A 24,293-nucleotide genomic window follows, 5' to 3' on the forward strand; every position below is an offset into this window, starting at 1 on the left:
GGCTACAACGGCGCCTTCACCCTGGCCGGCTGCATCTCGATCTTCGCCGGATTCGTGGCGCTGTTCCTGCAGCCACCGGGCCGCCCGGTCCGTGTTCCGGGTCAGCGGCGCCGCTTGCGCAGGGCCGCCATGTTGTCGTAACTGATCTTGGCCTCCCGCAGCGACTGCGCGGGATCGGTGGCGCTCGGGGAGTTGTCGTCCTCGACCATCGGGTTGTGGTAGTTCCGCTCACCGACCCGCGAGAAGAACGTCGTGTAGTCGATGACGCCGGTCCCGAAGGGCACCATGTCGTAGCCCATGCCGTTGGTCGTGCTGACGACGCCGTCCTTGGCGTGGAACAGCGGGTAGCGCTTGTTGTTGCGGGCGACCAGACCGGCCGGGTCGAAGACGCTCTTCCTGGTCGAGCCGTCGTGGGCGGTGTACGTGTGGAACTTGTACTGGGCGACGTGCGCCCAGAAGATGTCCATCTCCAGCCAGACCGCCCTCGGGTCGGTGACCTTCAGGAAGTACTCCAGCTTCCGGATGCCGGAACTGCGGGTCGGCCGGCCCTGGTCGTCCCGCGGGCCGCCGTCGAGCAGGAAGCCGTAGGCGCTGTCGTGGTTGTGGGTGTAGAGCTTGATGCCCTCGCGGCGGGCGATCGCGCCGAGGGCGTTCCACTTGTCGGCGGCCACGTCCCAGTCGGCGCGGTAGGAACTGCCGGTGGGGTCGCCGCCGGTGCCCATGTGGTCCATGCCGATGATGTTGGCGATCTCCAGGTGCTTCTTGAAGGTGTCCAGGTCCGCGGTGGTCAGCGGCCAGGACGGCGGGATGAAGCCGTGGTTGCCCTGGGCGCGCAGCCCGTGGTCGTCGAGCCAGCGGCGCAGCAGCCTGGCGCCCTCGACGGTTTCCAGGTCGGCGCCGCCGGGCGCGTTCGCGTGCTGGCGGTAGCCGGCGAACTCCACCTGGCGGTAGCCGTGGCGGGCCAGCTGCTTGAACACCTCGCGGAAGCCGGAGGGCAGGTCCGTGGCGAGCGGATCGCGGGCGGTGGCGTCACGGACGGTGTAGAGGATGATGCCGCGCTTGTGCGGCGGGACGAGCACCTGCCCGCGCCCGTGTCCGTGTCCGTGGTCTCTGCCCCGGTCGTGGGCGAGGGCGGGGGCGGCGCCGAAGACGGGGGCCGCGACGGCTCCGGCCGCCACGGCGGTGCAGGTGCTGAGGAAACGGCGCCGGTCCACACCGAGGGTGCGGCGCAGTCCCTCGTCGGGGGCGTCGGCGGCTTCGGTGCGTGAAGGGTCGGAGTACGGGGTCACGAGTGGCCTGCCTTCTCGGTCGTGGCCGGCTCCGGTCCCGCCGGGGCCGGCCGTTGTCAGTGCCGTGTGTTTCACTCTCGGTAGTCGGATCTCGGGTGCCGTACCTGCTGGTGCGTCAGCCGAGTCCGGCGAGCCGGAGCAGGAGTTGCTTGACGTCGGTGGCCGCGACGCGGTCTCCGACAGCACGGGGGGTGGAGCAGATGAGGAGCGGACCGTCGTCGTCGCTCGCGGGGAGGCGGCCGTGGCTGCCGCGAATAGGTGAGGGGTCCAGGGGCACGACCGCCATGCGGTAGCGCATGCCGAGTTTCTTGCGCGCCAGTGCGGTGGCCGCCTTGACCTTGACATAGGGGTCGAGGGGATCCATGAAGAGTTCGACCGGGTCGTAGCCGGGTTTGCGGTGGATCTCGACGAGCTGCGCGAAGTCGGGCGCGTGGTCGTCGTCGAGCCAGTAGTAGTACGTGAACCAGGCGTCGGGTTCGGCGACGGCGACGAGTTCGCCGGCGCGCGGGTGGTCGAGGTGGTGGGTCTTCTTGCCCTCGTCGTCGAGGAGGTGCTCGATGCCGGGCAGTCCGTCGAGGGCGGCGCGGGTGGCGTCGAGGTCCTCGGGGCGGCGCACGTAGACGTGGGCGAGCTGGTGGTCGGCGACCGCGAAGGCGCGGGAGGCCATCGGGTCGAGGTACTCCATGCCGTCCTGGGTGTGCACCTCCAGGAGGCCCGCGCGGCGCAGGGCCCGGTTGATGTCCACGGGCCGGTTCACGCGGGTGATGCCGTACTCGGACAGGGCAACGACGGTACGGCCCTCGGCGCGGGCGTCGTCCAGCAGCGGGGCGACGGCGGCGTCGAGGTCGGCGGCCGCCTTCAGGGAGCGCGGGTCGTCGGGGCCGAAGCGCTGCAGGTCGTAGTCGAGATGAGGGAGGTAGCACAGGGTCAGGTCGGGGTGGCGGGTGCGCATGATGTGGCGGGTGGCGTCGATGATCCACTGGCTGGAGACCAGGTCGGCGCCGGGGCCCCAGAAGTGGAACAGGGGGAAGGTGCCGAACTTGTCGGTGAGTTCGTCGTGCAGGGTCGGCGGCCGGGTGTAGCAGTCGGGTTCCTTGCGGCCATCGGCGTAGTAGACGGGGCGGGGGGTGACGGTGATGTCGGTGTCGGCGCCCATGGCGTACCACCAGCAGATGTTGGCCACGGTGTAGCCGGGGTGGGCGCGGCGGGCTGCGTCCCAGAGCTTGTCGCCGGCGACGAGGCCGTTGTGCTGCCGCCACAGCAGTACGTCGCCGAGCTCGCGGAAGTACCAGCCGTTGCCGACGATGCCGTGCTCCGAGGGCATGGTGCCGGTGAGGAAGGTGGACTGGGCGGCGCAGGTCACGGCGGGCAGGACGGTGCCGAGCGGGGCGCGGGAGCCGGACTGTCCGAGCCTCTTGAGGTGGGGCATGTGGTCGAGAAGACGGGGGGTGAGGCCCACGACGTCGAGGACGAGAAGGGGGGTGGGGTCGCTCATGGGAGTTCCTTCAGGCCGAGGTCCGTCAGGAGGTCGCGGGCCAGGGTGAGTTCGGCGGCGATGCCGTCGGCGAGCTGGGTGCGTCCGCGGGGGCGCAGCTCGGTCGGGAGGGCCTGCCAGGTGTAGGTCTCGACCTCGAGGTGGCGGGTGAGCGGGTGCGGGCCGCCGACGAGCCCGGTCAGGGCGGACTTCAGGACGGGCAGCGTGGAGGTGAGGGGCGCGGCGGGGGCCGCGTGCAGCGGGACGTGGAAGTGGGAGCGCCAGGGTGCCGCGTCGGGCAGGGCGTCGCCGGCCAGGGCCTCGTCGAGGTCGTCGGTGCCGCGCAGGCCGGCGAGGGTGGAGGTGCGGGTCTGGTGCAGGAAGCGGGGTTCGGCGAAGGCGGCCAGGGCCTCGCGGACCTCGGGGAGGTGGGGCTGCTCGGCGTGCAGGGCGGCGGAGAGCTGGGACTTGACCACGGGCACACCGGCCCGGGTGAGGTCGTCCAGGGCGGTGTGCGGGTCTTCGAAGGAGGTGGCGAGGTGGCAGGTGTCGACACAGATGCCGACGCGGTCGTGGGCGATCGCGGTGAGCGGGGCGATGGCGTCACGGGTGGTCTCGACGACGCAGCCGGGTTCCGGTTCCAGGGCGACGCGGATGGAGCGTCCGGTCAGCTCTTCGAGGGCGTCCAGGCGTTCGGCGAGGGTGCGCAGGGCGGTGCGGGCCGTCTGTGCGCGCTGCTCGTCGTAGGCGGTGCGCCAGGCGAGGGGCAGGGTGGAGATGCTGCCCTCGGTGACGTCGTCGGGGAGGAGTCCGGCGAGGACGCGGGCCAGGGAGGTGGTGTGCTCCAGGCGCTCCGGGTCGGCCCAGTCCGGTGTGTAGACGCGGTACTTGACCTCTTCGGCGCCGAAGCCCTCGTAGGGGAAGCCGTTGAGGGTGACGACCTCAAGGCCGCGCCGTTCGAGTTCGCAGCGCAGTCCGCGCAGGGCGGCGGGGTCGGTGACGAGGGCGTGCGCGGCGTCCTTGGCGAGCCACAGGCCGATGCCGAGCCTGTCCCGGCCGAGACGGCGGCGGACCGGCTCGCAGTGGTCACGGAGCTGGGCGAGGACACCGTCCAGGGTCTCGGCGGGGTGCACGTTGGTGCAGTAGGCGAGGTGGACGGTGGAGCCGTCGGGGTGGCGGAAGCGCATGGCTCACGCCTCCGCGGCGGGGGCGCCGGCCGGCTGGGGCTCGTCCCTCGGTGCGCCGCGCAGGACGGAGTTGCCCTCGTGGGTGGCGTCGGTGGCGTCGACGTCGAGGTTCAGGCGGCCGCTGAGCCCGTAGAAGGCGACGGGGTTGCGCCACAGCACCCGGTCGACGTCGTCCTCGGTGAAGCCCTCGGCGAGCATCAGGTCGGCGACCTTGCGCGTCTTGAGCGGATCGCTCTTCCCCCAGTCGGCGGCGGAGTTCACCAGGACCTGCTCGGGGCCGTGGGCGCGCAGGATGGCGACCATCCGTTCCTCGTCCATCTTGGTGTCCGGGTAGACGGAGAAGCCGAGCCAGGCGCCGCTGTCCTTGGCCTCCTTGACGGTGGTCTCGTTGAGGTGGTCGACCAGGACGCGGTCGGCGGGCAGCGCGGACTCGCGGACCACGTCCAGGGTGCGGCGCAGTCCTGCGAGCTTGTCGCGGTGCGGGGTGTGCACCAGGGCGGGCAGGCCGTGGTCGGCGGCGAGCTGGAGCTGGGCGGCGAGGGCGGTGTCCTCGGCGGGGGTCATGGAGTCGTAGCCGATCTCGCCGACGGCCACCACGTTGTCCTTGACGAGATACCGGGGCAGCGCGTCGAGGACGGGCGTGCAGCGCGGGTCGTTCGCCTCCTTGGGGTTGAGGGCGAGCGTGCAGTGGTGGGCGATGCCGTACTGGGCGGCGCGGAAGGGTTCCCAGCCGAGGAGGGCGTCGAAGTAGTCGAGGAAGGAGGCCGGGGAGGTGCGGGGCTGGCCGAGCCAGAAGGAGGGTTCGACGACGGCGCGGACGCCCGCGGCGTACATGGCCTCGTAGTCGTCGGTGGTGCGCGACGTCATGTGGATGTGGGGGTCGAAGATGCGCATCAGGACTCCTTGCCGTGGGGGTCGTCCGAGCCGTGCGGCGGGGTGGCGGGGGCGGACTCGGTCAGGGCCAGGACGCGGTGCAGGTCCTCGGGGACGGGGCGGCCCGCGGCGGTGCGTTCCGCGGCGTAGTCGCCGAGCATGCGGGCGAGTTCGCCGTCGCCCCGGGCGCGCCGGGCCAGGTCCGCCACGTGGTCGAGGCCGACGCCGGTGAACAGGCACTTCAGGACCGCGTGCCGCCAGGCGTGGGCGTCCAGGTGCCGGGCGGCGTAGGGGCCGAGTGCGGCGGCGACGAGCCGGGTGTCGTTGGTGCGCAGGGCGTCCTCGACGAACGGGAGGGCGTCGGGGCCGTCGGGCACGAGGTGCGGCAGGGCGTGCAGGACAGCCCGGCGTTCGTCTGCGGTGCCCTGGAAGTAGACCCGGTTCAGGGCGTCGGCGTCGGCGTGGGCCGCGTGCAGGATGAGGACGCGGGCGGCGTCGGCGTGGGCGGGGCCGCAGCGGCGGCCGGCCTCGGCCAGGCGCAGCTCCCACACGGAGATGGGCCCGTGGGCGCCGGGGTGGGCGGCGGCCTCGTCCAGGGCCTGGTCGAGCCAGGCGCGGGCGGCTCCGCCCAGCCGGTCGTCGAGGCGGCGGCGCAGTTCGGCGGGCGGGGTGAGGGCGAGGGTGGTGCCGTCACCGGAGGCCGCCGGTCCGCCGGTGGTGTCTGCCTCCGGGGTGGCCGGGGTGGCACGGGGGCGGGTCATGGGGTTCTACTCCCTTCGGGGGTGGCGGAGGGATCGCCGTGCGAGGGGACGGGGACGGGAACGGAAGGGGCGGCGTGGCGGAGGAACGGGAGGGAGTGGGCGGCGAAGTGGGGGCCGGCGTGGGAGTGGCGGGGCAGTTCGACAACCGTCAGCCCTTGGTAGCCGGTGTCGGCGAGGGCCGCGAGGACGGGCGGGAAGTCGATCTCGCCGTCGCCGAAGGGGAGGTGTTCGTGGACGCCTCGGCGCATGTCCTCGATCTGGACGTGGCGCAGCCAGGGGGCGGCGTCGCGTACGCAGTCGGCGGGCGGGAGGGGTTCGAGGCACTGGCAGTGGCCGATGTCCAGGGTGAGGCCGAGGGGCTCGGGGTCGCCGAGCGTGCGGCGCAGGTGGTGGAAGTCGGCGAGGGTGGCGAGGAGGTGGCCGGGTTCGGGTTCGACGGCGAGGGGGACGCCGGCGGTGGTGGCGGCGTCCAGGACGGGGGCGAGGGTCTCGGCGAGGCGTTTCCAGGCGGTGTCCTCGTCGGTGCCGTCGGGGACGATCCCGCTGAAGCAGTGCACGGCGTGCGCGCCGAGGTCGGCGGCGACGCGGACCGCCCGCAGGAGGAGGTCGACGCGGCGGGCGCGGTCGTCCGGGTCGGCGTCCAGCAGCGACGGGCCGTGCTTGCGACGGGGGTCGAGCACGTAGCGGGCGCCGGTCTCCACGGTGACGCCGAGCCCGAGCTCGTCCAGCCGGTGCGCGACCCGGCGGGTGCGGGCGGCGAGGTCCGGGGCGAGCGGGTCGAGGTGCATGTGGTCGAGGGTCAGGCCCACGCCGTCGTAGCCGAGGTCGGCGAGGAGGGCGAGGGCGTCGTCGAGGCGGAGGTCGGCGAGGCCGTTGGTGCCGTAGCCGAAGCGGAGGGGGGTACGGGCGCACCGGTTCACGTCCCGGGCCCCGTCCGCGCGTGCGGCTCGGCTCGTGTCCCAGCCCGGGCCCTGACCGTCCCCGCTCCCCTCCCGGCTCACGTGCCGGGCCGGACGGCCGTCCACCTCCCGGCTCGCCTCCGGGGCCGGACCGTCCCTGCCGGCCTCCGGGGCCGGGACCGGGACCGGGACACGACCGTCCCCGGAGGCGTCCGGGTTCGCGCCCCGGCTCGGGTTCGGGCTCACGTGATGCTCACCTTCCTCATACCGGCCCTCCTCGCGAACATCCGGCCGGCCGGGGCGAGGGCCGCGACCAGGAGGGAGGTGGCGATCGCGCCGGAACGGGCGGCGAGTGCGGCCTGGAGCGGGACGGTGGCCCGGATGCCGCCGCCGACGGCGCGTTGGGTGAGCGGGGGCGACGGGTTGAGCGCGGCGTGGACGTAGGGGCGGGCGGCCGTGGCGGCGTAGGCGGCGCCCAGGGCGGTGGCGAGGGCGCCGGCGGCCCGGGGCGTTCCCTCACCCGGGTTGGAGCCCGGCAGGCCGGGGGCGGCTGCTGCCCACCGGCCTGCCGGGAGTCGGGTGCGGCGGTGGGTGACCAACCGGGTCAGCACCCCCGTCGTCGCGAGGGCCGCCAGCGGGGCCAGGGCCGAGCCGCCGGTGGTCTCCCGGCGGGACACGGCCGTGACCGCGAGGGTGTGGCTGCCGAGCAGCGCGGCGGAGGGCAGTGCGGCGCGGGTGCCGCCGCCGGTGGCCGCGGCGCCCAGGAGCAGGTCGAGTCCGCGGGCGGCGGCCATGGCCGCGGGACCGGCGGGCGTGTGCTTCAGGGCGAGGTCGTAGGCCCAGACGGTTGCCGCCAGGGGCGCGGCCACCGCGAGGGCGGGCTGTCCCGCACGGGCGGCGAGCGCCAGTCCGGCGCCGGTGAGGGCACCGGCGGCGGTGAGGGCGGCGGCCGGCCGGATGCGGCCGGACGGCAGCGGGCGGTGCGGGCGCTCCGCGGCGTCCTCGGCGCGGTCCGCCCAGTCGTTGAGGGCCATGCCGGCCTCGTACAGACACAGGGAGGAGCCGATCGCGAGCAGGGTCCGCGGGCCGGGGCGTACACCGGCCGCCGCCGCGCCGGCCAGGGCGTCGCCGGGGACGGTGAACAGCGCGGGCAGCCGCAGTAGTTCCGCCCACGCGCCCGCGCGGGCGGTGCGGGACGCGGCGCCGCCGGAGGACACGACAGCGTCCCCGGGGGCCGGGCCGTCTGCCGGCGCGAAGCCGCCCTGCGCGGGGGTGCCTCGTACGGGGGTGCCTCGCACGGGCCCAGCCTGCGCGGCCGTGTCCAGCGCGACCCCTGCCTGCGCGGGCGTGTCCTGCACGCACATGTCCTGCCCGGCCGTGTCGTGCACGCACATGTCCTGCACGGCTGTGTCCTGCACGGCCGTGTCCTGCGCGCACATGTCCTGCACGGCTGTGTCCTGCACGGCCGTGTCCTGCGCGCACATGTCCTGCACGGCTGTGTCCTGCACGGCCGTGTCCTGCGCAGGCTCGCCCCGTGCGGGCATGTCCTGGGCGCCCGGCACCGTGCGGCTCATCGCTGCGCCCCGCGTGCGTCGGTGTCGGCCCGCAGCCGCCCGGCGAAGCGCCTCAGCTCCGTGTACTGCTCGGCCAGGGACGCCGGGCCGTCCCCGACCGGGTCCTTGAAGTAGAAGCCCAGCTCGCTCAGCGGGCCGGTCAGGCCCTTCTCCCGGGCGCGGGCGACCAGCCGGGCCAGGTCGAGGACGAGCGGGGCGGCAAGGGCCGAGTCGCAGCCCTGCCAGGTGGTCTGCAGGACCATGCGGGCGCCGAGGAAGCCGTCGAAGGCGATGTGGTCCCAGGCCGTCTTCCAGTCGCCGAGAGCCGGTACGTCGTCGATGTGGACCTCGCCCTCGGGGGCGGCGCCGAGGGTGTCGGCGAGGACGCGTTCCTTGCCGGCGTTCTTGGCGGCGGCGGCAGCGGGGTCGGCGAGGGCGGCGCCGTCACCGCCGCCCAGGAGGTTCGTGCCGGACCAGGCGCGCACGGCGAGGGCGCGCTGCAGGAACATCGGGCCGAGCACGGAGCGCAGCAGGGTCTGTCCGGTCTTGCCGTCGCGGCCCGCGTACGGCAGGCCCGAGGACGCGGCGAGCGGGGCCAGCGCCGGGTGGTGCAGGCCCGTGGACGGGGTGAAGTTGACGTAGGGGCAGCCGGCGCGCAGGGCGGCCGCCGCGTAGAGGGAGCTGGGCGGCAGGGAGCCGTCGGTGGGGGCCGGCTCGGTGGAGGCGACGTTGATCACGACGGCGCCCGCGAGGTCCTGGCGGCGCACGAAGTCGCGGATGTCGGCCGCGAACACGTCGATCCACTGGTCCTGGGTGCGGCCGGTGTCACCGGGCGGGGGGCCGCCGGGCCTGATCTCCCGGTCGGCGGCGACGAGTTCGGCGTGCACGGCGGACGGCAGACCGTACGGCAGGACGCCGCCGTCGGCCAGGTGCTCGGCACGCTTGGGCAGCGGGCAGTCGACGGTGTCGTGACCGCCGAAGACGAGGGACGACAGCGGGGGCAGACCGCAGGAGGTGAAGTCGGGGGCCTCGGTGACCATGCCGGTCGGCGGGTGGAGCCCGGCGGCGACGGCGGCGCAGCCCGCGATCGCGGTCGTGGCGACGGATCCGCGCGCCCCGATGAGCCAGACGCCGAAGCGGGGGGCCGGGGAGGGGGTGGGGAGGAACGGTTCGGCGGACATGGGCAGCCTCCTTGTCGTACGCGAACCCGGTGCGAGCGCCGGAAGGGGACGAGCGGGGTGCCGGGCGCGGGGGCCCGGCGGGACGGCGGGCGGAGGTCCGGCGTCCTCCGCCCGCCGCCGTTCCGGTTGCCCCTCAGGGGGCGGTTCGCCCTAGGAGGGCAGTTCCTTCAGCTGGATGTCGCGGAAGGAGACCTGGTCGGCGGCGCCGTGGTTCTGCAGGCCGATGTAGCCGTCGGTCAGGCTCCGCTCGGGGTCCTTGTTGGTGAAGTCGTTGATCTTGACTCCGTTGAGGAACACCTGGAGGCGTTCGCCCTGGACCTTGATCTCGTAGGAGTTCCACTGGCCGGGCGGCCGCAGGACCTGGTCACGGGCCTTGATGTCCGCCGACTTGAACGAGTAGACGGAGCCCGTGGTGCGGTCGGCCGCGTCCGTGGCGTCGATCTGGATCTCGTAGCCCTTGTTCACCGCGGACCAGGGGTCGTCGGAGGCCGGGAAGCCCACGAAGATCCCGGAGTTGTCGTCGCCCCGCATCTTCCAGTCGAGCTTGAGGGAGTACGACTTCAGCTCCTTGGCCTGGTACCAGAGCAGGCCCATGCCGCCCTCGGACACCAGGGTGCCGTCCTTGACGTCGAACTTTCCGGGGCCGGCCTGCTTCCAGCCGTCCAGGGTCCGGCCGTTGAAGATGTCCCGGTAGCCCTTGTCCGGCTTGCAGTCCGCCTTCACCTGGCCGGTGGCGTACTGCAGGCCGCCGAGCAGATGGGTGCGGAAGGCCTCCTCGGCGTACGACTCCTTGGTGTGGCCGCCGCCGGTGTAGAAGGACCGGCCGCCGCCGTAGCTCTGGCACCAGGCGATCGGGTGGTCGCCCTTCATGGTGCCGCCCTGGTAGGTTGTCTCGTCGAGGGTGGCGAGGACCTTGGCCTGCTCGCGCGGGTTGGTGCGGTAGTTGTACCACTCGTCGGTGCGCTCCCACGCGTCGTCCAGGTGCGCGGTGGACGGGTGGTCGTGGTCGTGGACGCGCACGGTGGCCTTCTGGATGGCCGGGTGCGAGTCGAAGTGGGCGCCGACGAGGCCGCCGTAGAACTCCCAGTCGTACTCGGTGTCGGCGGCGGCGTGGATGCCCAGGTAGCCGCCGCCGTTCTTGACGTAGTTCTCGAACGCCTTCTGCTGGTCGGCGTCGAGCACGTCACCGGTGGTCGACAGGAAGGCCACCGCGTCGTACTTGGCGAGGTTGGTGGTGGTGAACTGCCGGGCCTCCTCGGTCGCCGTGACCGAGATGCCGGCCGGGGCACCCAGCTCCTTCAGCGCGGCGACGCCCTCCGGGATGGAGTCGTGCCGGAAGCCCGCCGTCTTGGAGAAGACCAGGACCTTCTTGCCCTTCTTGAACGGCTCGGTGGAGAACTCGAAGTCGTCCACGTCGTACAGCGCGCCCTCGCCGCCCCGGAAGACCAGGTAGATCTCCGTGGTCTTCTTCGGCAGCGACCGCAGCGGCACGTCGACGTTCTGGAACGTCTCCCAGCCGCCGGTCGGCGGGATGTACGCCGAGCCGTGCAGCTTGCCGGTGGGCGAGCCGGTGCGCAGCTCGACGAAGCCGCCGGAGCCGCCGGAGGAGGCCCGTACGGTCATCTTCTTCTGGCCCTTGAACCGGTAGGGGCTGAAGGAGATCCAGTCACCGTCGTCGATGTCACCGACGGTCTTGCCGCCGTTGGCGCCGGTCTTGTCGATCACCGACACGCCCTGCTGGGCGGAGAAGTGCTCGGCCTGGCGGTGCAGCGGCTGGAGCACGGTGCGGGCGGTGCCGGTCAGGGCCTCCTGGCCGTTCGCCCCGCCGTCCGTGTAACTGGCGCCGACGACGCCGTAGATGTTGGCGTTGGGGTCGTGACCGCCGTCGCCGGCGGGCGGCTTGAGGGTGCCCTCACAGCCCATCTCGCTGGTCAGCTCGTGGGCGTGGGAATCGTGGCCGAGGCTGTAGGTGACCTTGACCTTGGAGCAGTCGATGGTCTCCTCGGGGTCGGTGACGGTCACCTTGAACGGGACGGGCTCGCCGAAGGCGGCCAGGCTGCCGTTGCCCGGCACCTCGATCTTCACCGTCGGCTCGGTGTTGCCGACCACGATCCGGGTGCTGGCGTTACCGGTGTTGCCCTCGGGGTCCTTCGCCGTGAAGGTCGCGGTGTAGGTGCCCACCTTCTTGTACCGGTGGGTGGGGGTGAGCCCTTCGCCCTTGGTTCCGTCGCCGAAGTCCCAGCTGTAGGTGAGGTCCGGGGAGTCGGCGTCCTTGGCGGTGCCGGTGAATTTGACCCTCAGACCGGCCGCGCCGGACGTCCTGTCCGCGCTGACCTCGGCGATCGGGGAGAAGCCGTCCTCGGCGTTCTCGATCCGGTACAGCGCGGAGTGCTCGTCGCCCTGGAACCAGGAGACGCCGTAGTCCAGGACGTAGAGCGCGCCGTCGGGGCCGAACTCCATGTCCATGATCTGGGTGCCGGTCCACGGGAAGTCGTTGATCTTCGCGACCGTGCCGTCCCCGTTCTGCTCGATCCGCTTGATCCAGCGGCGGCCGAACTCACCCGCGAAGAAGTCACCGTCGTAGGCCTCGGGGAACTTCACCGAGGACTCGAGCTCGGGGTCGTAGCGGTAGACCGGGCCCGCCATCGGGGACTCGGAGCCGCTGCCGAACTCGGGTACGGAGCCGCCGTCGTACGGGATCCACGCGGCCTGCGCGGGCGGCAGGTCGACGAGGCCGGTGTTGTGCGGGGAGGTGTTCTTCGGGGCGGCGCAGTCGAACTTCTCGCCGGAGGCACCGGTGGCGAAGTCGTAGTCGACGTAGGCGTCGTTGTTCCCGGTGCAGAACGGCCAGCCGAAGTTGGCGGCCTCGGTGACCTTGGCGAACTCGACCTGTCCCGCGGGACCCCGGTTCGGGTCGGCGGCGCCGGCGTCGGGGCCGTAGTCGCCGACGTAGACGGTGCCGGTCTTGTCGTCGACGCTCATCCGGAACGGGTTGCGGAAGCCCATCGCGTAGATCTCGGGACGGGTCTTCTCGGTGCCCGGGGCGAAGAGGTTGCCCTCCGGGACGGTGTACGAGCCGTCCTCGGCGACCTTGATGCGCAGGATCTTGCCGCGCAGGTCGTTGGTGTTGCCTGAGCTGCGGCGGGCGTCGAAGGCCGGGTTGCGGTTCGCCCGCTCGTCGATCGGCGTGAAGCCGTCGGAGGCGAAGGGGTTGGTGTCGTCGCCGGTGGACAGGTAGAGGTTGCCCTCGGCGTCGAAGTCGATGTCGCCGCCGACGTGGCAGCAGGTGCCGCGGGAGGCCGCGACGTCCAGGACCTTCTTCTCGCTGGCCAGGTTCAGCGTGCCGTTGGGGTTGAGGACGAAGCGGGAGAGGCGGTTGACGCCGTCGAACTTCTTGAAGTCCTCGGCGGTGCCGGTCTCCGGGGCGTCGCCCGCGGGGGTGTCGAGCGGCGGGGCGTAGTAGAGGTAGATCGCCCGGTTGTTCGCGAAGTCCGGGTCGATACCGACGCCCTGCAGGCCCTCCTCGTCATGGCTGTAGACGGGAATCTTGCCGGCGACCTTGGTGACGCCGCCCTGGTCGGTGAGGCGCAGTGTGCCGTCGCGTGCGGTGTGCAGGACGCTGCGGTCCGGGAGCACGGCGAGCGACATCGGCTCGCCCGTCTCGGGTTCGCCCTTGGCGAGCGGTACCTGCTGGAACTGTCCCTCGGCGGCGGCCGGTTCGTCGTGTTCCGGGTGGCCGGGGTGGGCGCCGGCCACGGTCGCCGGGGTGCCCACGGCCAGCAGCAGGCCGGTGAACAGGGCGAGCGTGGTGCGAAGCTTGGGACGCCTCGTGGCGTGGGTGGATGTGAGTCTGCTTCTGTGCACGAAGTCCCTCCGAGAACGGGGTGGAGCCGTACGGAACAGGTGCGAAGACGTGTGGTGCGTGCGGGCGCCGGGGTACACCGTCACCCCGGAGGCATGAGTGTCCTGAACACTTCAGGGACGGTAACCGCGTTCTTCCGGGGCGAACACCCCTTGGAACGGGACTGGTTGAACTTTTCCCCAACTCAGGACAAAGCGGGATCCGGGCAGGCCGGATCCGAGGGCCGGCGGGTGCTCCGGCCCTCGTCCCCGACCTGCGCCGGGCGCGGATCAGCTGTTGAACGCGGCGTCGAAGGAGGTGCTGGGCGGCTCGAAGTCGAAGGCCTTCAGGCGGTTCAGCGCCTCGGGGGCGCCCTGGAGGCGGTCCATGCCGGCGTCCTCCCACTCGACGGAGACCGGACCCCGGTAGTCGATGGAGCGCAGCACGCGGAAGACGTCCTCCCAGGGGACGTCCCCGTGACCTGCGGAGACGAAGTCCCAGCCGCGCCGGGGGTCGCCCCACGGCAGGTGGGAGCCGAGGCGGCCGTTGCGGCCGTCGAGCCGCTTGCGGGCCTCCTTGCAGTCGACGTGGTAGATCCGGTCGCGGAAGTCCAGGAGGAAACCGACCGGGTCGAGGTCCTGCCACACGAAGTGGGAGGGATCGAAGTTGAGGCCGAAGGCCGGCCGGCGGCCGACCGCGTCCAGGGCGCGTACGGTCGTCCAGTAGTCGTAGGCGATCTCGCTGGGGTGGACCTCGTGCGCGAAGCGCACGCCCTCGGCGTCGAAGACGTCCAGGATCGGGTTCCACCGCTCGGCGAAGTCCTCGTAGCCGCGCTCGATCATCGACTCGGGAGCGGGCGGGAACATGGCGACCAGGTGCCAGATGGCCGAGCCGGTGAAGCCGATGACGGTGTCGACGCCGAGGAGGGCCGCGGCGCGCGCGGTGTCCTTGATCTCGGCGGCGGCCCGCTGCCGTACGCCCTCGGCCTCGCCGTCACCCCAGATGCGGGCGGGCAGGATCGCCCGGTGGCGTTCGTCGATGATGGCGTCGCACACCGCCTGCCCCACCAGGTGGTTGGAGATCGCCCAGCACTTCAGGCCGTACTTCTCCAGGAGCTGGTGGCGGCCGGCGACATACGCCGGATCGGCGATCGCCTTGTCCACCTCGAAGTGATCGCCCCAGCAGGCGAGTTCGAGGCCGTCGTAGCCGAAGTCGCGGGCGAGTCGGCAGACCTCCTCCAGCGGCAGGTCCGCCCACTGGCCGGTGAACAGCGTGAAGTTGCGCGGCATCTCTGTCCTTCCTCCTCAGGCGGCTATCGGTGTGTAGACGGAGTTCTTCTCGGCGCTCTCCTCCACCGCCGCCAGGACGCGCTGCACCTGGAGCCCGTCGGCGAAGGAGGGTTCGGGGCCCCGGCCCCCGGCGATCGCGTGGACCAGGTCGCGCGCCTGGTGCACGAAGGTGTGCTCGTAGCCGAGGCCGTGGCCCGGCGGCCACCATGCCTCGAGGTAGGGGTGGTCGGGTTCGGTGACGAGGATGCGGCGGAAGCCGGCGTGTGTGCCGGGCTCGGTGCCGTCGTGGAACTCCAGCTCGTTGAGCCGCTCCAGATCGAAGGCGAGCGAGCCGCGCTCGCCGTTGAGTTCGATGCGCAGGGCGTTCTTGCGTCCGGTGGCGTACCGGGTGGCCTCGAAGGAGGCGAGGGCACCGGAGGCGAAGCGGCCCGTGAACAGGGCGGCGTCGTCGACGGTGACCCGACCGGTGCCGGCGGCGGAGACGGAGGCCAGACCGGCACTGGGAGCGGTGGGCAGCGGCCGCTCCCGTACGAACGTCTCGGTGAGCGCGGAGACGCCCGCCAGCTGCTCGCCGGCCAGGTACTGCGCCAGGTCGACGATGTGCGCGCCGAGGTCGCCGAGCGAGCCGGAGCCCGCGTGTTCGCGGCGCAGCCGCCAGGTCAGCGGGAACTGCGGGTCCACCAACCAGTCCTGCAGATACGCGACCCGCACGTGCCGCAGTGTCCCGATCCGGCCCTCGGCCACCATCCGCCGGGCCAGCTCGGTCGCGGGAACCCGGCGGTAGTTGAAGCCGACCATCGCCAACTGTCCCCGCGCCGCCGCCTCTTCGGCGGCGCGGGTCATCGCCTCGGCCTCCGCGACGGTGTTGGCGAGGGGCTTTTCGCACAGCACGTGCTTGCCCGCGGCGAGCGCGGCGAGCGCGATCTCGGCGTGGCTGTCGCCGGGGGTGCAGATGTCGACGAGGTCGACGTCGTCCCGTTCGACGAGGGCGCGCCAGTCCGTCTCGGTCTCCGCCCAGCCGTGCCGGTCGGCCGCCGCGCGCACGGCGTCGGCGTCCCGGCCGCAGATCACGGCCATGTCGGGAGTCAGCGGCAGGTCGAAGACGCGGCCCGCGGTGCGCCAGCCCTGGGAGTGGGCGGCGCCCATGAAGGCGTAACCGACCATGCCGATGCGCAGCGGTGGCTTCCCCGTCTCCGCCCCGTCGGACGCTTGCGGCTGTGCCATTCGGATGTCCTCCTCGTCGTCGTGGCGGGCGGGGGCGGCCCCCGCCCGGGGGCTGGTCAGGCCCGTGGGGCGGGGCTCCTCACTTGAAGCCGGTGGGCATGTACTGGTCCACGTTCTCCTTGTCGACGACGGCCGAGTAGCAGGTCACCGACGAGGGGATCTCGAACTCGGCGAGGCCGCCGACGCCCTTGCCCTGGCCGAGGGCGCGGGCCAGGTCGATCGCGGAGGCGGCCATCGTCGGCGGGTACAGGACGGTGGCCTTCAGGACACCGTTGTCGGCCTTGATGGCCTCGAAGGCGGCGAGCGCGCCCGCGCCGCCCACCATCAGGAACTCGTCGCGCCCGGCCTGCTCGATGGCGCGCAGCGCGCCCACGCCCTGGTCGTCGTCGTGGTTCCACAGCGCGTCGATCTGCGACTGCGCCTGGAGCAGCTGGGCCATCTTGGCCTGGCCGGACTCGACGGTGAACTCGGCCGCCTGCCGGGCCACCTTCTTGATGTTGGGGTAGTTCTTCAGCGCGTCGTCGAAGCCCTGGGTGCGCTGCTTGGTCAGCTCCAGGTTGTCCAGGCCGGCCAGCTCGACGACCTTGGCGCCCTGCTTGTCCTTGAGCTTCTCACCGATGTAGTGACCGGCGTTCAGGCCCATGCCGTAGTTGTCGCCGCCGACCCAGCAGCGGTACGCCTGCGGGGTGTTGAAGATCCGGTCGAGGTTGACGACCGGGATGCCGGCGCGCATCGCCTTCAGCCCGACCTGGGTGAGCGCCTTGCCGTCGGCGGGCAGGATCACCAGGACGTCGACCTTCTTGTTGATGAGGGTCTCGATCTGGCCGATCTGCTGGGCGGTGTCGTTGGAGCCCTCGGTGATCTCCAGGGTGACGTCGGAGTACTTCTCCGCCCGCTTCTTGGCGTTGTCGTTGATGGCGTTGAGCCAGCCGTGGTCGGCCTGCGGTCCGGCGAAGCCGATGGTGACCGGCTTGCCGGGCTTGTCGTCGGCGGCCGGCTGGTCGTTCGCGGCGGGCTCGTCGTCGCTGGACTCGTTGCTGGTGCAGCCGGTGACGAGGACGCCGGCGGACACGGCGGCGGCTCCGAAGAGAAGACCTCTGCGGCTGGTGAACTCTGGCATGGCGGTGAACCCCTTCTTCAGGTCGTGCTCGCGGTACGGCGCTGGACCAGCACGGCGGCGACGATGATCGCGCCCTTGGCGATCTGCTGGACGTCGCTCTGCAGGTTGTTCAGGGCGAAGATGTTGGTGATCGTGGTGAAGATCAGGACGCCGAGGACGGAGCCGACGATGGTGCCGCGGCCCCCGGTGAGCAGGGTGCCGCCGATGATCGCGGCGGCGATGGCGTCGAGTTCGTAGAGGTTGCCGTTGGTGTTCTGGCCGGAGCCGGCCAGCACGATCAGCAGGAAGGCGGCGATGCCGCAGCACAGCCCGGACAGCAGGTAGAGGTAGAGCCGCTGGCGGCGTACGTCGATGCCGGCCAGCCGGGCGGCCTCCGCGTTGCCGCCGACGGCGACGGAGCGGCGGCCGAAGGTGGTCCGGTTGAGGACCAGCCAGCCGACGACGGTCACCGCGGCGAACACCAGGACGAGCGGCGGGATGCCGAGCACGTAGGAGTCGCGTTCGCCGAGGTCGAGGACGCCGTCGACGGTGACGATCTGCGTCCGTCCGTCGGTGATCTGCAGGGCGAGACCGCGGGCGGAGGCGAGCATGGCGAGGGTGGCGATGAACGGGACCATCCCGCCGTACGCGATGAGCACCCCGTTGACCAGCCCGCATCCCAGTCCGACGAGGACGGCGGTGAAGAGGATGCCGCCGAAGCCGTACTCCTGGGTGGCGACCGTGGTGGCCCACACCGAGGCGAGGGCGACGATCGCGCCGACCGACAGGTCGATGCCGCCGGAGATGATGACGAAGGTCATGCCGACGGTGACGACGCCGATGACGGAGGCCTGGGTGAGGACGAGCTGGAGGTTGCGGGTGTCCAGGAACTCGTCCGGTTTGGTGATGCCGCCGATGAGGATCAGTACGGCGAGCACGCCGAGCAACGACAGCGTGCGGACGTCGGCGCGGAACAACACGGCGCGCCAGGCGGGTTTTTCGCCGGCCGACGGCACCTTGGGGGCACTGTCCCGCGGCGGGGAGACGGGCTGCGTCATGACGCCGGGCTTCCTTCCATGACCAGATCGAGTACACGGTGTTCGTCGAGCTCGCGGGCGGGCGCCGTGTGGACGACGCTGCCCTCGCGCAGCACCAGGACGCGGTCGGCGAGGCCGAGCACCTCGGGCACCTCGCTGGAGACCAGCAGCACGGCCAGGCCTTCGTCCGCCAGCCGGCGGACGACCGCGTAGAGCTCGGCGCGGGCGCCGACGTCGACGCCCCGGGTGGGTTCGTCGAGCAGCAGCACCCGGCAGCCGCGCAGCAGCCAGCGGGCCAGCACGGCTTTCTGCTGGTTGCCGCCGGACAGGGTGCGTACGGGCACGTCCGGGTTGTCGGGCCGCAGCGACAGCTCGCGGACCGCCGCGCGTGCCGCCCTCAGTTCGGCGCCGCGGTCGATCCAGCCGGCCCTGGCGAAGCGGGACATGGAGGAGACCGACACGTTGCGGGTGACGGACTCCAGCATCAGCAGGGCCTGCGCCTTGCGTTCCTCGGGGGCGAGCCCGAGTCCGGCGCGCACGGCGGCCCGTACGCTGCCCGGCTTCAGGGGGCGCCCGTCGACGAGGACGCGGCCGGTGTCCGGCTTGCGGGCGCCGTAGACGGTCTCCAGGATCTCGGAGCGTCCGGACCCGACGAGCCCGGCGAGCCCGACGATCTCCCCGGGGCGCACCTGGAGGTCGAGCGGGGCGAACTCGCCCCGGCGGGACAGCCCTTCGACGGTGAGTACCGGTTCGCCCCGCGGGGCGGCGGTGGGCCGCTTTGGGAAGACGTACTCGACGTTGCGTCCGGTCATCAGCGCGACGACCTCGCGGGTCGGCGTCGACTTCGCGGGCAGCCCGCCGGCGACGGCGCGGCCGTCCTTCAGCACGGTCACCCGGTCGCCGATGCGGCGGATCTCCTCCAGGCGGTGCGAGATGTAGACGACGGCGACTCCGTCGGCGGTGAGGTCGCCGACGATACGGAAGAGGTTGTCGACCTCGTCCGGGTCGAGGGCGGCGGACGGCTCGTCCATCACGATGAGCCGTACGTCGTGGGAGAGTGCCCGCGCCATGGACACGATCTGCTGCTGCGCCGCCGGGAGTTCGCCGACCAGCCGGGCCGGGTCGATCTCCGGGTGTCCGAGCCGCTTCAGCAGCTGAGCCGTCGACGACTTGGCCGTTCCCGTCCGGACGACGAAGCCGGCGGTGGTCGGCTCGTGGCCCAGGTGGACGTTCTCGGCCACCGACAGGTGCTCCACCAGGTCGAGTTCCTGGTAGATGGTGGCGATGCCGAGGCGCATGGCGGCGATCGGCGAGCGCAGCGTGACGTCCTCTCCGCGCCAGCGGATGGTGCCGGTGTCGGGCTGGTGGGCGCCGGCCAGCACCTTGATCAGGGTGGACTTCCCGGCGCCGTTCTGGCCGAGCAGGCAGTGCACCTCGCCGGCCTGGACGTCGAGGTCGACGCCGTCCAGGGCCCGGACTCCGGGGAACGACTTGGTGATGCCGGACATGCTGAGCAGCGGTGGTTGTGGTGCCATGCGGATTCCCCTCGGCGGGCGTACGGGCCGGTGTCAGGGCGATCCCCTTGCGGGGCAGGCGTTTTCGGGCAGGGCGGGGTAGGGCGGTGGCGTGCCTGTACGGGCGGATTGTTCCGTGCGATGGAAGCGGGTGCTGGGAGCAGGTGCTGGAAGCGGGTGCGGTGGAGCAGGTGCCGTGACGCGATTGCGGTGGAGCTCGGAGCAGGTGCGACGAGGAAGCGGTGAGACTGCTTACGCGGGTGAGAACAGGTGGTCGCTGATGAGCCGGGCCGCGCCGATGACTCCGGCGGTGGGCCCCAACTCCCCCAGCACGATGGGCAGGTTGCCGGTGGCCAGGGGCAGCGAGCCGCGGTAGACCTGGGTGCGGATCGCGGCGAGCAGGGTGTGGCCGAGACCGGTCACCCCGCCGCCGATCACCACCAGGCCGGGGTTGAAGAAGCTGACCAGGCCGGCGATGACCTGGCCGGTGCGGTTGCCGCCCTCGCGGATCAGATCGAGGGCGGTGGCGTCACCGGCCGCGGCCGCGGCCGCGACGTCGACGGCGCTGAGCGTGCCGTTCGCCTCCAGCCGGCCGGCGAGTTCGGCGGAGAGCCGCTGTTCGGCGGCCTCCATGGCGTCCCGGGCGAGGGCCGCGCCGGAGAAGTGGGCCTCCAGACACCCCCGGTTGCCGCAGGCGCACGGACGGCCGTCGGGCACGGCCTGGATGTGCCCGATGTCGCCCGCGCTGCCCGTCGTACCGCGGTAGACCTCACCGCCGACGACGATGCCGCAGCCGATGCCGGTACCGATCTTGACGCAGAGGAAGTCGGCGACGGTGCGGGCGACGCCCGCGTGCTGCTCCCCCATCGCCATCAGGTTCACGTCGTTGTCGACCATGACCGGGCAGCCGAGGTCCTGGCTGAGCGCCTCCCGCACGGGGAAGCCGTCCCAGCCCGGCATGATCGGCGGAGCCACCGGGATGCCCTCGGGGAAGCGGACCGGACCCGGGACGCCGATGCCGGCGCCGTCGAACCCCTCCGCGAGCCCCGAGGCCTTCAACTTCGCGGCCATGACGAGTACTTGCTCGAAGACCGCGACCGGTCCCTCGCGTACGTCCATGGGCTGGTTGATGTGCCCGAGGATCTCCAGCTCGGCGTTGGTGACGGCGACGTCGACCGAGGTCGCGCCGATGTCGACGCCGAGGAAACGCAGGTGCGGGTTGAGGCGGATGTTGTGGGAGCGCCGGCCGCCGCGCGAGGCGGCGAGTCCGTCGGCCACGACGAGATCCGTCTCCAGCAGCCGGTCCACCTCCACGGCCAGTTTCGACCGGGAGAGGTCGACCTGGTCGCCGAGCTGGGCACGGGAGTTGGGTCCACCGTCACGCAACAGTCTGAGCAGTCGCGCCTGGTGGGCGTTGGCGGGTCGAGCTGTCATACGTCTCACGAACCCCTCCCCGCCTCGATCGGCCTGTGCGCGCCGGATTCCGGCCACGCGTGTGGCGTGCTTTCGGATGGGAAAGTAGCAGCGCCTGCCGGAGGTGGGAAGAAGTCGCGCAGGAATTGCCCCCTACTTTTTCCACTCGCAGGACAAAGGACCGTGCGAGGGCGCCTGAAAGCAGGTCGAAAACAGGGCGAAAGGTGCCGTCGGGACTGCTCAGGACTCCGCGCGCGCATGGTACGAGCGCCGGGTGTGCTCGGTGTGTTCGCGCATCAGCCGGGTGGCCAGTTGCTCGTCATGGGCGGCGATGGCGGCGATGAGCTCGCGATGCTCGACCCAGGACTGCCCGCCCCGCTGCCGGGCGACGGGCGTGTAGTACCAGCGCACACGCCGGTCGACCTGGGCGGCCAGTTCGGCGAGCACGGCGTTTCCGGCCAGCTCCATGACCTTGGCGTGGAAACGGGCGTTGAGGGCGACGGCGGCGTCCACGTCGTCGGCGTCGACGGCCTCGAGGCCCTCGGCCAGGATCTCCTCCAGGGCCTCCACACCCGTGCCGTCGGCGTTGCTCGCGGCCAGCCGGGCCGCCTCCGCCTCCAGCAGCGTACGGACGGTGAGGAGCTGGTCGGCCTCCTCCTCGGTCGGCTCGTGCACGAACGCACCCTGCGCGGGCCGCAGATCGACCCAGCCCTCGGTGTTGAGCCGTTGCAGCGCCTCGCGCACCGGCTGGCGGGAGACACCGAGGTGGCCGGCGAGTTCGCTCTCGACGAGATGCTGGCCGGGCTGGAGGGCGCGGGTGGTGATGAGTTCGAGCAGCGCCTCGTAGACCCGGTCGCGCAGCGGTCCGGGCCGCTCGAGCCTGGGCACCGCCCCCTGGGGCAGTCCGGTCGACAACATCGCGGTCCCCCTCCTCGGCGGCGCCGTGCACGGCCGCGAACGCCGGTGCACCGCAACGCCGGTAGTGATTGTCTTTCGTCTACAGTCTACGGCGCATGCGGTGCCAGGGGGTCGCGGAGTCGGCCTCGTCACACCGGCCCGGGGCTCAGGGACAGCGCACGACCTGCCCCGCGTACGACAGGTTCCCGCCGAAGCCGAAGAGCAGCACCGGGTCGCCGCTCGACACCGCGCCCTGTTCGACGAGCTTGGAGAAGGCGAGCGGGATGCTGGCGGCCGAGGTGTTGCCGGACTCGGTGACATCGCGGGCCACGACGGCGTTGACGGCGCCGAGCCGGCGGGCGAGGGGTTCGATGATCCGCAGGTTGGCCTGGTGCAGTACGACCCCGGCGAGGTCCTCGGGCGCCAGCCCCGCCTTCTCGCAGGCCTGGCGGGCGATGACCGGCAGCCGGGTGGCCGCCCAGCGGTAGACGCTCTGCCCCTCCTGCGCGAACCGCGGTGGCGTCCCCTCGATCCGCACCGCGTGCCCCATCTCGGGCACCGAACCCCACAGGACCGGGCCGATCCCCGCCTCCTCACCGGGAGCGCCGGCCTCCACCACGGCCGCGCCCGCACCGTCACCGACGAGGACGCAGGTGGAGCGGTCGGTCCAGTCGGCCACCTCGGACATCTTGTCGGCGCCGACGACCAGCACCCGGCTCGCGCCGCCGGCCCGCACGGCGTGGTCGGCGGTGGCGAGGGCGTGGGTGAATCCGGCGCACACCACGTTGATGTCCATGACCGCGGGCCCGGGCATGCCGAGGCGGGCCGCGACGCGGGCGGCCATGTTGGGCGAGCGGTCGATGGCGGTGGACGTGGCGACCAGGACCAGGTCGACCTCGGCGGGTGTCCGGCCGGCCGCCGCCAGTGCCTTGGCGGCGGCGTGCGCGGCCAGCTCGTCGACCGGTTCGTCGGGGCCGGCGATGTGACGGGTGCGGATGCCCACCCGGCTCGTGATCCACTCGTCGCTGGTGTCGACCATGCCCGCCAGGTCCTCGTTGGTGAGGACCCGGGCGGGCTGGTAGTGGCCGACGGCGGCGATGCGCGAGCCGATCATGGGTGGGTCCCCCTCGGTGGGTCGGGTGCGGGATGCACCAGTCTGATCAGTGACTCACCGGTACGAGGGCAGGTGAAGCGACAGGAAACGGGGGTGAGGCTTGTCGGCTTCCGTCAGGCCCGGGGCCGCCCGGGATCCGCGGTCACCCGGTGAACAGCTGGCTCGCCTTCCGTACGAGCTCGTACAGCCCGTAGGCGAGCGGCACCCCCACCCACAGCCAGGCGAAGGCGATCAGCCCGCGGCGATCGGGGCTAGGCGGACTCTGGCTGCTGTCGCCGGTCATCGGCGGCCTCCTTCGGTGCCCCGGGGCCGGGAACGTGGTGACGGGGGTGGACGGGCCGGACCAGCTCGTTGGCGACGAACCCGACGACGAGCAGCCCGATCATGATGACCAGCGACAGCCCGTACAGGGACGGGCCGTGCTTGCCCGCCTCCTCCTGGCGGTCGGCGACCCAGTTCACGATCAGCGGTCCGAGCACACCGGCCGTGGACCAGGCGGTGAGCAGCCGGCCGTGGATCGCCCCGACCTGGTAGGTGCCGAAGAGGTCCTTCAGGTACGCCGGGACTGTGGCGAAGCCACCGCCGTAGAAGGAGAGGATCACCAGGGCGCACAACACGAACAGCGGCTTGGAGGAGTCGCCCAGCAGCCAGATGAGCGCGTACATCAGCGCGCCGACGCCGAGGTAGACCCGGTAGATGTTCTTGCGGCCGATGAGGTCGGAGGTGGTCGACCAGCCGATGCGGCCCGCCATGTTGGCCGCCGACAGCAGGGCGACGAATCCCGCGGCGGCGGTCGCCGACACCGGTGCGGAGGTGTCCGCGAAGAAGTCGGTGATCATCGGGGCTGCCTTCTCCAGGATGCCGATGCCCGCGGTGACGTTCAGGGTGAGCACGAGCCACAGCAGCCAGAACTGCGGGGTGCGCACCGCCGAACGGGCCGACACCTGCGGCCCGGGGAGCGCGGCGGGCGCGCCGACCGCGCTCCCCGGGCGCGCGGTGCGCGGCACCCGCACCAGCACCACCCCGAGCAGCATGAACACGGCGTACGTCAGTCCGTGCACGAGGAAGGCGAGCGCGATGCCGGCGTTGTCGCCGCCGAAGGACTCGAGCATCTGCGCCGACCAGGGCGAGGCGATCAGCGCACCGCCTCCGAAGCCCATGATGGCGATGCCGGTGGCCATGCCGGGCCGGTCCGGGAACCATTTGATCAGCGTCGAGACGGGCGAGATGTAGCCGATACCGAGGCCGATGCCGCCGACGAAGCCGTAGCCGAACACGATCAGCCAGTACTGCTCGGTGGCCGCGCCCAGCGCGGAGAGCAGGAAGCCGGAGGAGAAGCAGACCAGGGCGACGGTCATCGCCCAGCGCGGGCCCCGGCGTTCGACGAGGGTGCCGCCGAACGCGGCGGACAGGCCGAGCATGACGATGCCGAGCTGGAAGGGCAGCGCGCTCTGGGTGCCGCTGAGGTCGAGCGCGGACTCCAGCGACGGCTTGAACACGCTCCACGCGTAGGCCTGGCCGATGGAGAGGTGGACGGAGAGCGCGGCGGGCGGGACGAGCCAGCGGCTCCAGCCCGGCGGTGCGACGGGGGGACTCATGAGTCCCCCACCGTAGGGACGGGAGAGACCGTTGAGAAGACGGTTGAGCA

Annotated in this window: 19 protein-coding genes; all 19 read right to left on the reverse strand. The window is 72.1% G+C overall.

The annotated features are described in order from the left end of the window. Positions 1-101: 101 nt before the first annotated feature. On the reverse strand, positions 102-1,289 hold the full coding sequence (locus ACFXAE_RS24030; protein ID WP_384718286.1) for a sugar phosphate isomerase/epimerase family protein: 1,188 nt from the start codon (positions 1,287-1,289) through the stop codon (positions 102-104). A 115-nt stretch (positions 1,290-1,404) separates the two neighbouring features. After that, positions 1,405-2,784, reverse strand: coding sequence for an alkaline phosphatase family protein (locus ACFXAE_RS24035; RefSeq protein WP_384718288.1), 1,380 nt, complete (start codon positions 2,782-2,784; stop codon positions 1,405-1,407). Then, the gene (eboE, locus tag ACFXAE_RS24040) at positions 2,781-3,950 is read right to left on the reverse strand and encodes a metabolite traffic protein EboE (RefSeq protein ID WP_384718290.1); all 1,170 of its coding nucleotides are present in this window, start codon (positions 3,948-3,950) and stop codon (positions 2,781-2,783) included. Before eboE ends, ACFXAE_RS24035 begins: the two co-directional genes overlap by 4 nt. A 3-nt stretch (positions 3,951-3,953) precedes the next feature. After that, a complete protein-coding gene (locus ACFXAE_RS24045; RefSeq protein ID WP_384718292.1) occupies positions 3,954-4,844 on the reverse strand; it encodes a TatD family hydrolase in 891 nt (296 codons plus the stop codon). Further along, positions 4,844-5,584 (reverse strand): EboA domain-containing protein, encoded by a 741-nt coding sequence (locus tag ACFXAE_RS24050; protein WP_384718294.1) that lies wholly within the window; start codon positions 5,582-5,584, stop codon positions 4,844-4,846. Before ACFXAE_RS24050 ends, ACFXAE_RS24045 begins: the two co-directional genes overlap by 1 nt. After that, positions 5,581-6,504 (reverse strand): sugar phosphate isomerase/epimerase family protein, encoded by a 924-nt coding sequence (locus ACFXAE_RS24055; protein WP_384718384.1) that lies wholly within the window; start codon positions 6,502-6,504, stop codon positions 5,581-5,583. The genes ACFXAE_RS24050 and ACFXAE_RS24055 overlap by 4 nt, the downstream gene beginning before the upstream one ends. 221 nt (positions 6,505-6,725) lie before the next feature. Next, positions 6,726-7,847 (reverse strand): SCO3242 family prenyltransferase, encoded by a 1,122-nt coding sequence (locus ACFXAE_RS24060; protein ID WP_384718386.1) that lies wholly within the window; start codon positions 7,845-7,847, stop codon positions 6,726-6,728. Between the two features lie 206 nt (positions 7,848-8,053). After that, positions 8,054-9,217, reverse strand: a complete 1,164-nt coding sequence (locus ACFXAE_RS24065) for an inositol-3-phosphate synthase (protein ID WP_384718296.1) — start codon at positions 9,215-9,217, stop codon at positions 8,054-8,056. 150 nt (positions 9,218-9,367) lie between these two features. Then, positions 9,368-13,081 (reverse strand): ThuA domain-containing protein, encoded by a 3,714-nt coding sequence (locus tag ACFXAE_RS24070; RefSeq protein ID WP_384718297.1) that lies wholly within the window; start codon positions 13,079-13,081, stop codon positions 9,368-9,370. A 267-nt stretch (positions 13,082-13,348) separates the two neighbouring features. Further along, on the reverse strand, positions 13,349-14,347 hold the full coding sequence (locus tag ACFXAE_RS24075) for a sugar phosphate isomerase/epimerase family protein (protein ID WP_384718299.1): 999 nt from the start codon (positions 14,345-14,347) through the stop codon (positions 13,349-13,351). Positions 14,348-14,362: 15 nt separating this feature from the next. Then, positions 14,363-15,571 carry a Gfo/Idh/MocA family protein gene (locus ACFXAE_RS24080; protein ID WP_384718301.1) on the reverse strand — a complete coding sequence of 403 codons (1,209 nt, stop codon included), beginning with the start codon at positions 15,569-15,571 and terminating at the stop codon, positions 14,363-14,365. A gap of 79 nt (positions 15,572-15,650) precedes the next feature. Next, positions 15,651-16,691, reverse strand: coding sequence for a substrate-binding domain-containing protein (locus ACFXAE_RS24085; protein WP_384718303.1), 1,041 nt, complete (start codon positions 16,689-16,691; stop codon positions 15,651-15,653). 17 nt (positions 16,692-16,708) lie between these two features. Further along, positions 16,709-17,728 carry an ABC transporter permease gene (locus ACFXAE_RS24090; protein WP_384718305.1) on the reverse strand — a complete coding sequence of 340 codons (1,020 nt, stop codon included), beginning with the start codon at positions 17,726-17,728 and terminating at the stop codon, positions 16,709-16,711. Further along, positions 17,725-19,242, reverse strand: coding sequence for a sugar ABC transporter ATP-binding protein (locus tag ACFXAE_RS24095; RefSeq protein WP_384718306.1), 1,518 nt, complete (start codon positions 19,240-19,242; stop codon positions 17,725-17,727). The genes ACFXAE_RS24090 and ACFXAE_RS24095 overlap by 4 nt, the downstream gene beginning before the upstream one ends. Positions 19,243-19,473: 231 nt before the next feature. Beyond that, complete coding sequence (locus tag ACFXAE_RS24100; RefSeq protein WP_384718308.1) at positions 19,474-20,655, reverse strand: ROK family protein; 1,182 nt, start codon at positions 20,653-20,655, stop codon at positions 19,474-19,476. 219 nt (positions 20,656-20,874) lie between these two features. Continuing rightward, positions 20,875-21,552: a GntR family transcriptional regulator gene (locus tag ACFXAE_RS24105; RefSeq protein ID WP_384718310.1), complete on the reverse strand. Its 678-nt coding sequence runs from the start codon at positions 21,550-21,552 to the stop codon at positions 20,875-20,877. Positions 21,553-21,697: 145 nt separating this feature from the next. Next, positions 21,698-22,645 (reverse strand): beta-ketoacyl-ACP synthase III, encoded by a 948-nt coding sequence (locus ACFXAE_RS24110; protein ID WP_384718312.1) that lies wholly within the window; start codon positions 22,643-22,645, stop codon positions 21,698-21,700. Positions 22,646-22,787: 142 nt separating this feature from the next. Further along, positions 22,788-22,928 (reverse strand): hypothetical protein, encoded by a 141-nt coding sequence (locus ACFXAE_RS24115; protein WP_384718314.1) that lies wholly within the window; start codon positions 22,926-22,928, stop codon positions 22,788-22,790. Further along, positions 22,897-24,243 carry an OFA family MFS transporter gene (locus ACFXAE_RS24120; protein ID WP_384718316.1) on the reverse strand — a complete coding sequence of 449 codons (1,347 nt, stop codon included), beginning with the start codon at positions 24,241-24,243 and terminating at the stop codon, positions 22,897-22,899. Before ACFXAE_RS24120 ends, ACFXAE_RS24115 begins: the two co-directional genes overlap by 32 nt. Positions 24,244-24,293 lie beyond the last annotated feature (50 nt).

Source organism: Streptomyces sp. NPDC059454 (assembly GCF_042749965.1).
Classification (GTDB): domain Bacteria; phylum Actinomycetota; class Actinomycetes; order Streptomycetales; family Streptomycetaceae; genus Streptomyces.

What these genes read in the sequence shown, in the direction of transcription:
- ACFXAE_RS24035 (WP_384718288.1), bottom strand. Translation starts at nt 2,784, where the DNA reads ATGAGCGACCCCACCCCCCTTCTCGTCCTCGACGTCGTGGGCCTCACC.
- eboE (WP_384718290.1), bottom strand. Translation starts at nt 3,950, where the DNA reads ATGCGCTTCCGCCACCCCGACGGCTCCACCGTCCACCTCGCCTACTGC.
- ACFXAE_RS24045 (WP_384718292.1), bottom strand. Translation starts at nt 4,844, where the DNA reads ATGCGCATCTTCGACCCCCACATCCACATGACGTCGCGCACCACCGAC.
- ACFXAE_RS24050 (WP_384718294.1), bottom strand. Translation starts at nt 5,584, where the DNA reads ATGACCCGCCCCCGTGCCACCCCGGCCACCCCGGAGGCAGACACCACC.
- ACFXAE_RS24060 (WP_384718386.1), bottom strand. Translation starts at nt 7,847, where the DNA reads ATGTGCGTGCAGGACACGCCCGCGCAGGCAGGGGTCGCGCTGGACACG.
- ACFXAE_RS24065 (WP_384718296.1), bottom strand. Translation starts at nt 9,217, where the DNA reads ATGTCCGCCGAACCGTTCCTCCCCACCCCCTCCCCGGCCCCCCGCTTC.
- ACFXAE_RS24075 (WP_384718299.1), bottom strand. Translation starts at nt 14,347, where the DNA reads ATGCCGCGCAACTTCACGCTGTTCACCGGCCAGTGGGCGGACCTGCCG.
- ACFXAE_RS24080 (WP_384718301.1), bottom strand. Translation starts at nt 15,571, where the DNA reads ATGGCACAGCCGCAAGCGTCCGACGGGGCGGAGACGGGGAAGCCACCG.
- ACFXAE_RS24085 (WP_384718303.1), bottom strand. Translation starts at nt 16,691, where the DNA reads ATGCCAGAGTTCACCAGCCGCAGAGGTCTTCTCTTCGGAGCCGCCGCC.
- ACFXAE_RS24090 (WP_384718305.1), bottom strand. Translation starts at nt 17,728, where the DNA reads ATGACGCAGCCCGTCTCCCCGCCGCGGGACAGTGCCCCCAAGGTGCCG.
- ACFXAE_RS24095 (WP_384718306.1), bottom strand. Translation starts at nt 19,242, where the DNA reads ATGGCACCACAACCACCGCTGCTCAGCATGTCCGGCATCACCAAGTCG.
- ACFXAE_RS24100 (WP_384718308.1), bottom strand. Translation starts at nt 20,655, where the DNA reads ATGACAGCTCGACCCGCCAACGCCCACCAGGCGCGACTGCTCAGACTG.
- ACFXAE_RS24105 (WP_384718310.1), bottom strand. Translation starts at nt 21,552, where the DNA reads ATGTTGTCGACCGGACTGCCCCAGGGGGCGGTGCCCAGGCTCGAGCGG.
- ACFXAE_RS24110 (WP_384718312.1), bottom strand. Translation starts at nt 22,645, where the DNA reads ATGATCGGCTCGCGCATCGCCGCCGTCGGCCACTACCAGCCCGCCCGG.
- ACFXAE_RS24115 (WP_384718314.1), bottom strand. Translation starts at nt 22,928, where the DNA reads ATGACCGGCGACAGCAGCCAGAGTCCGCCTAGCCCCGATCGCCGCGGG.
- ACFXAE_RS24120 (WP_384718316.1), bottom strand. Translation starts at nt 24,243, where the DNA reads ATGAGTCCCCCCGTCGCACCGCCGGGCTGGAGCCGCTGGCTCGTCCCG.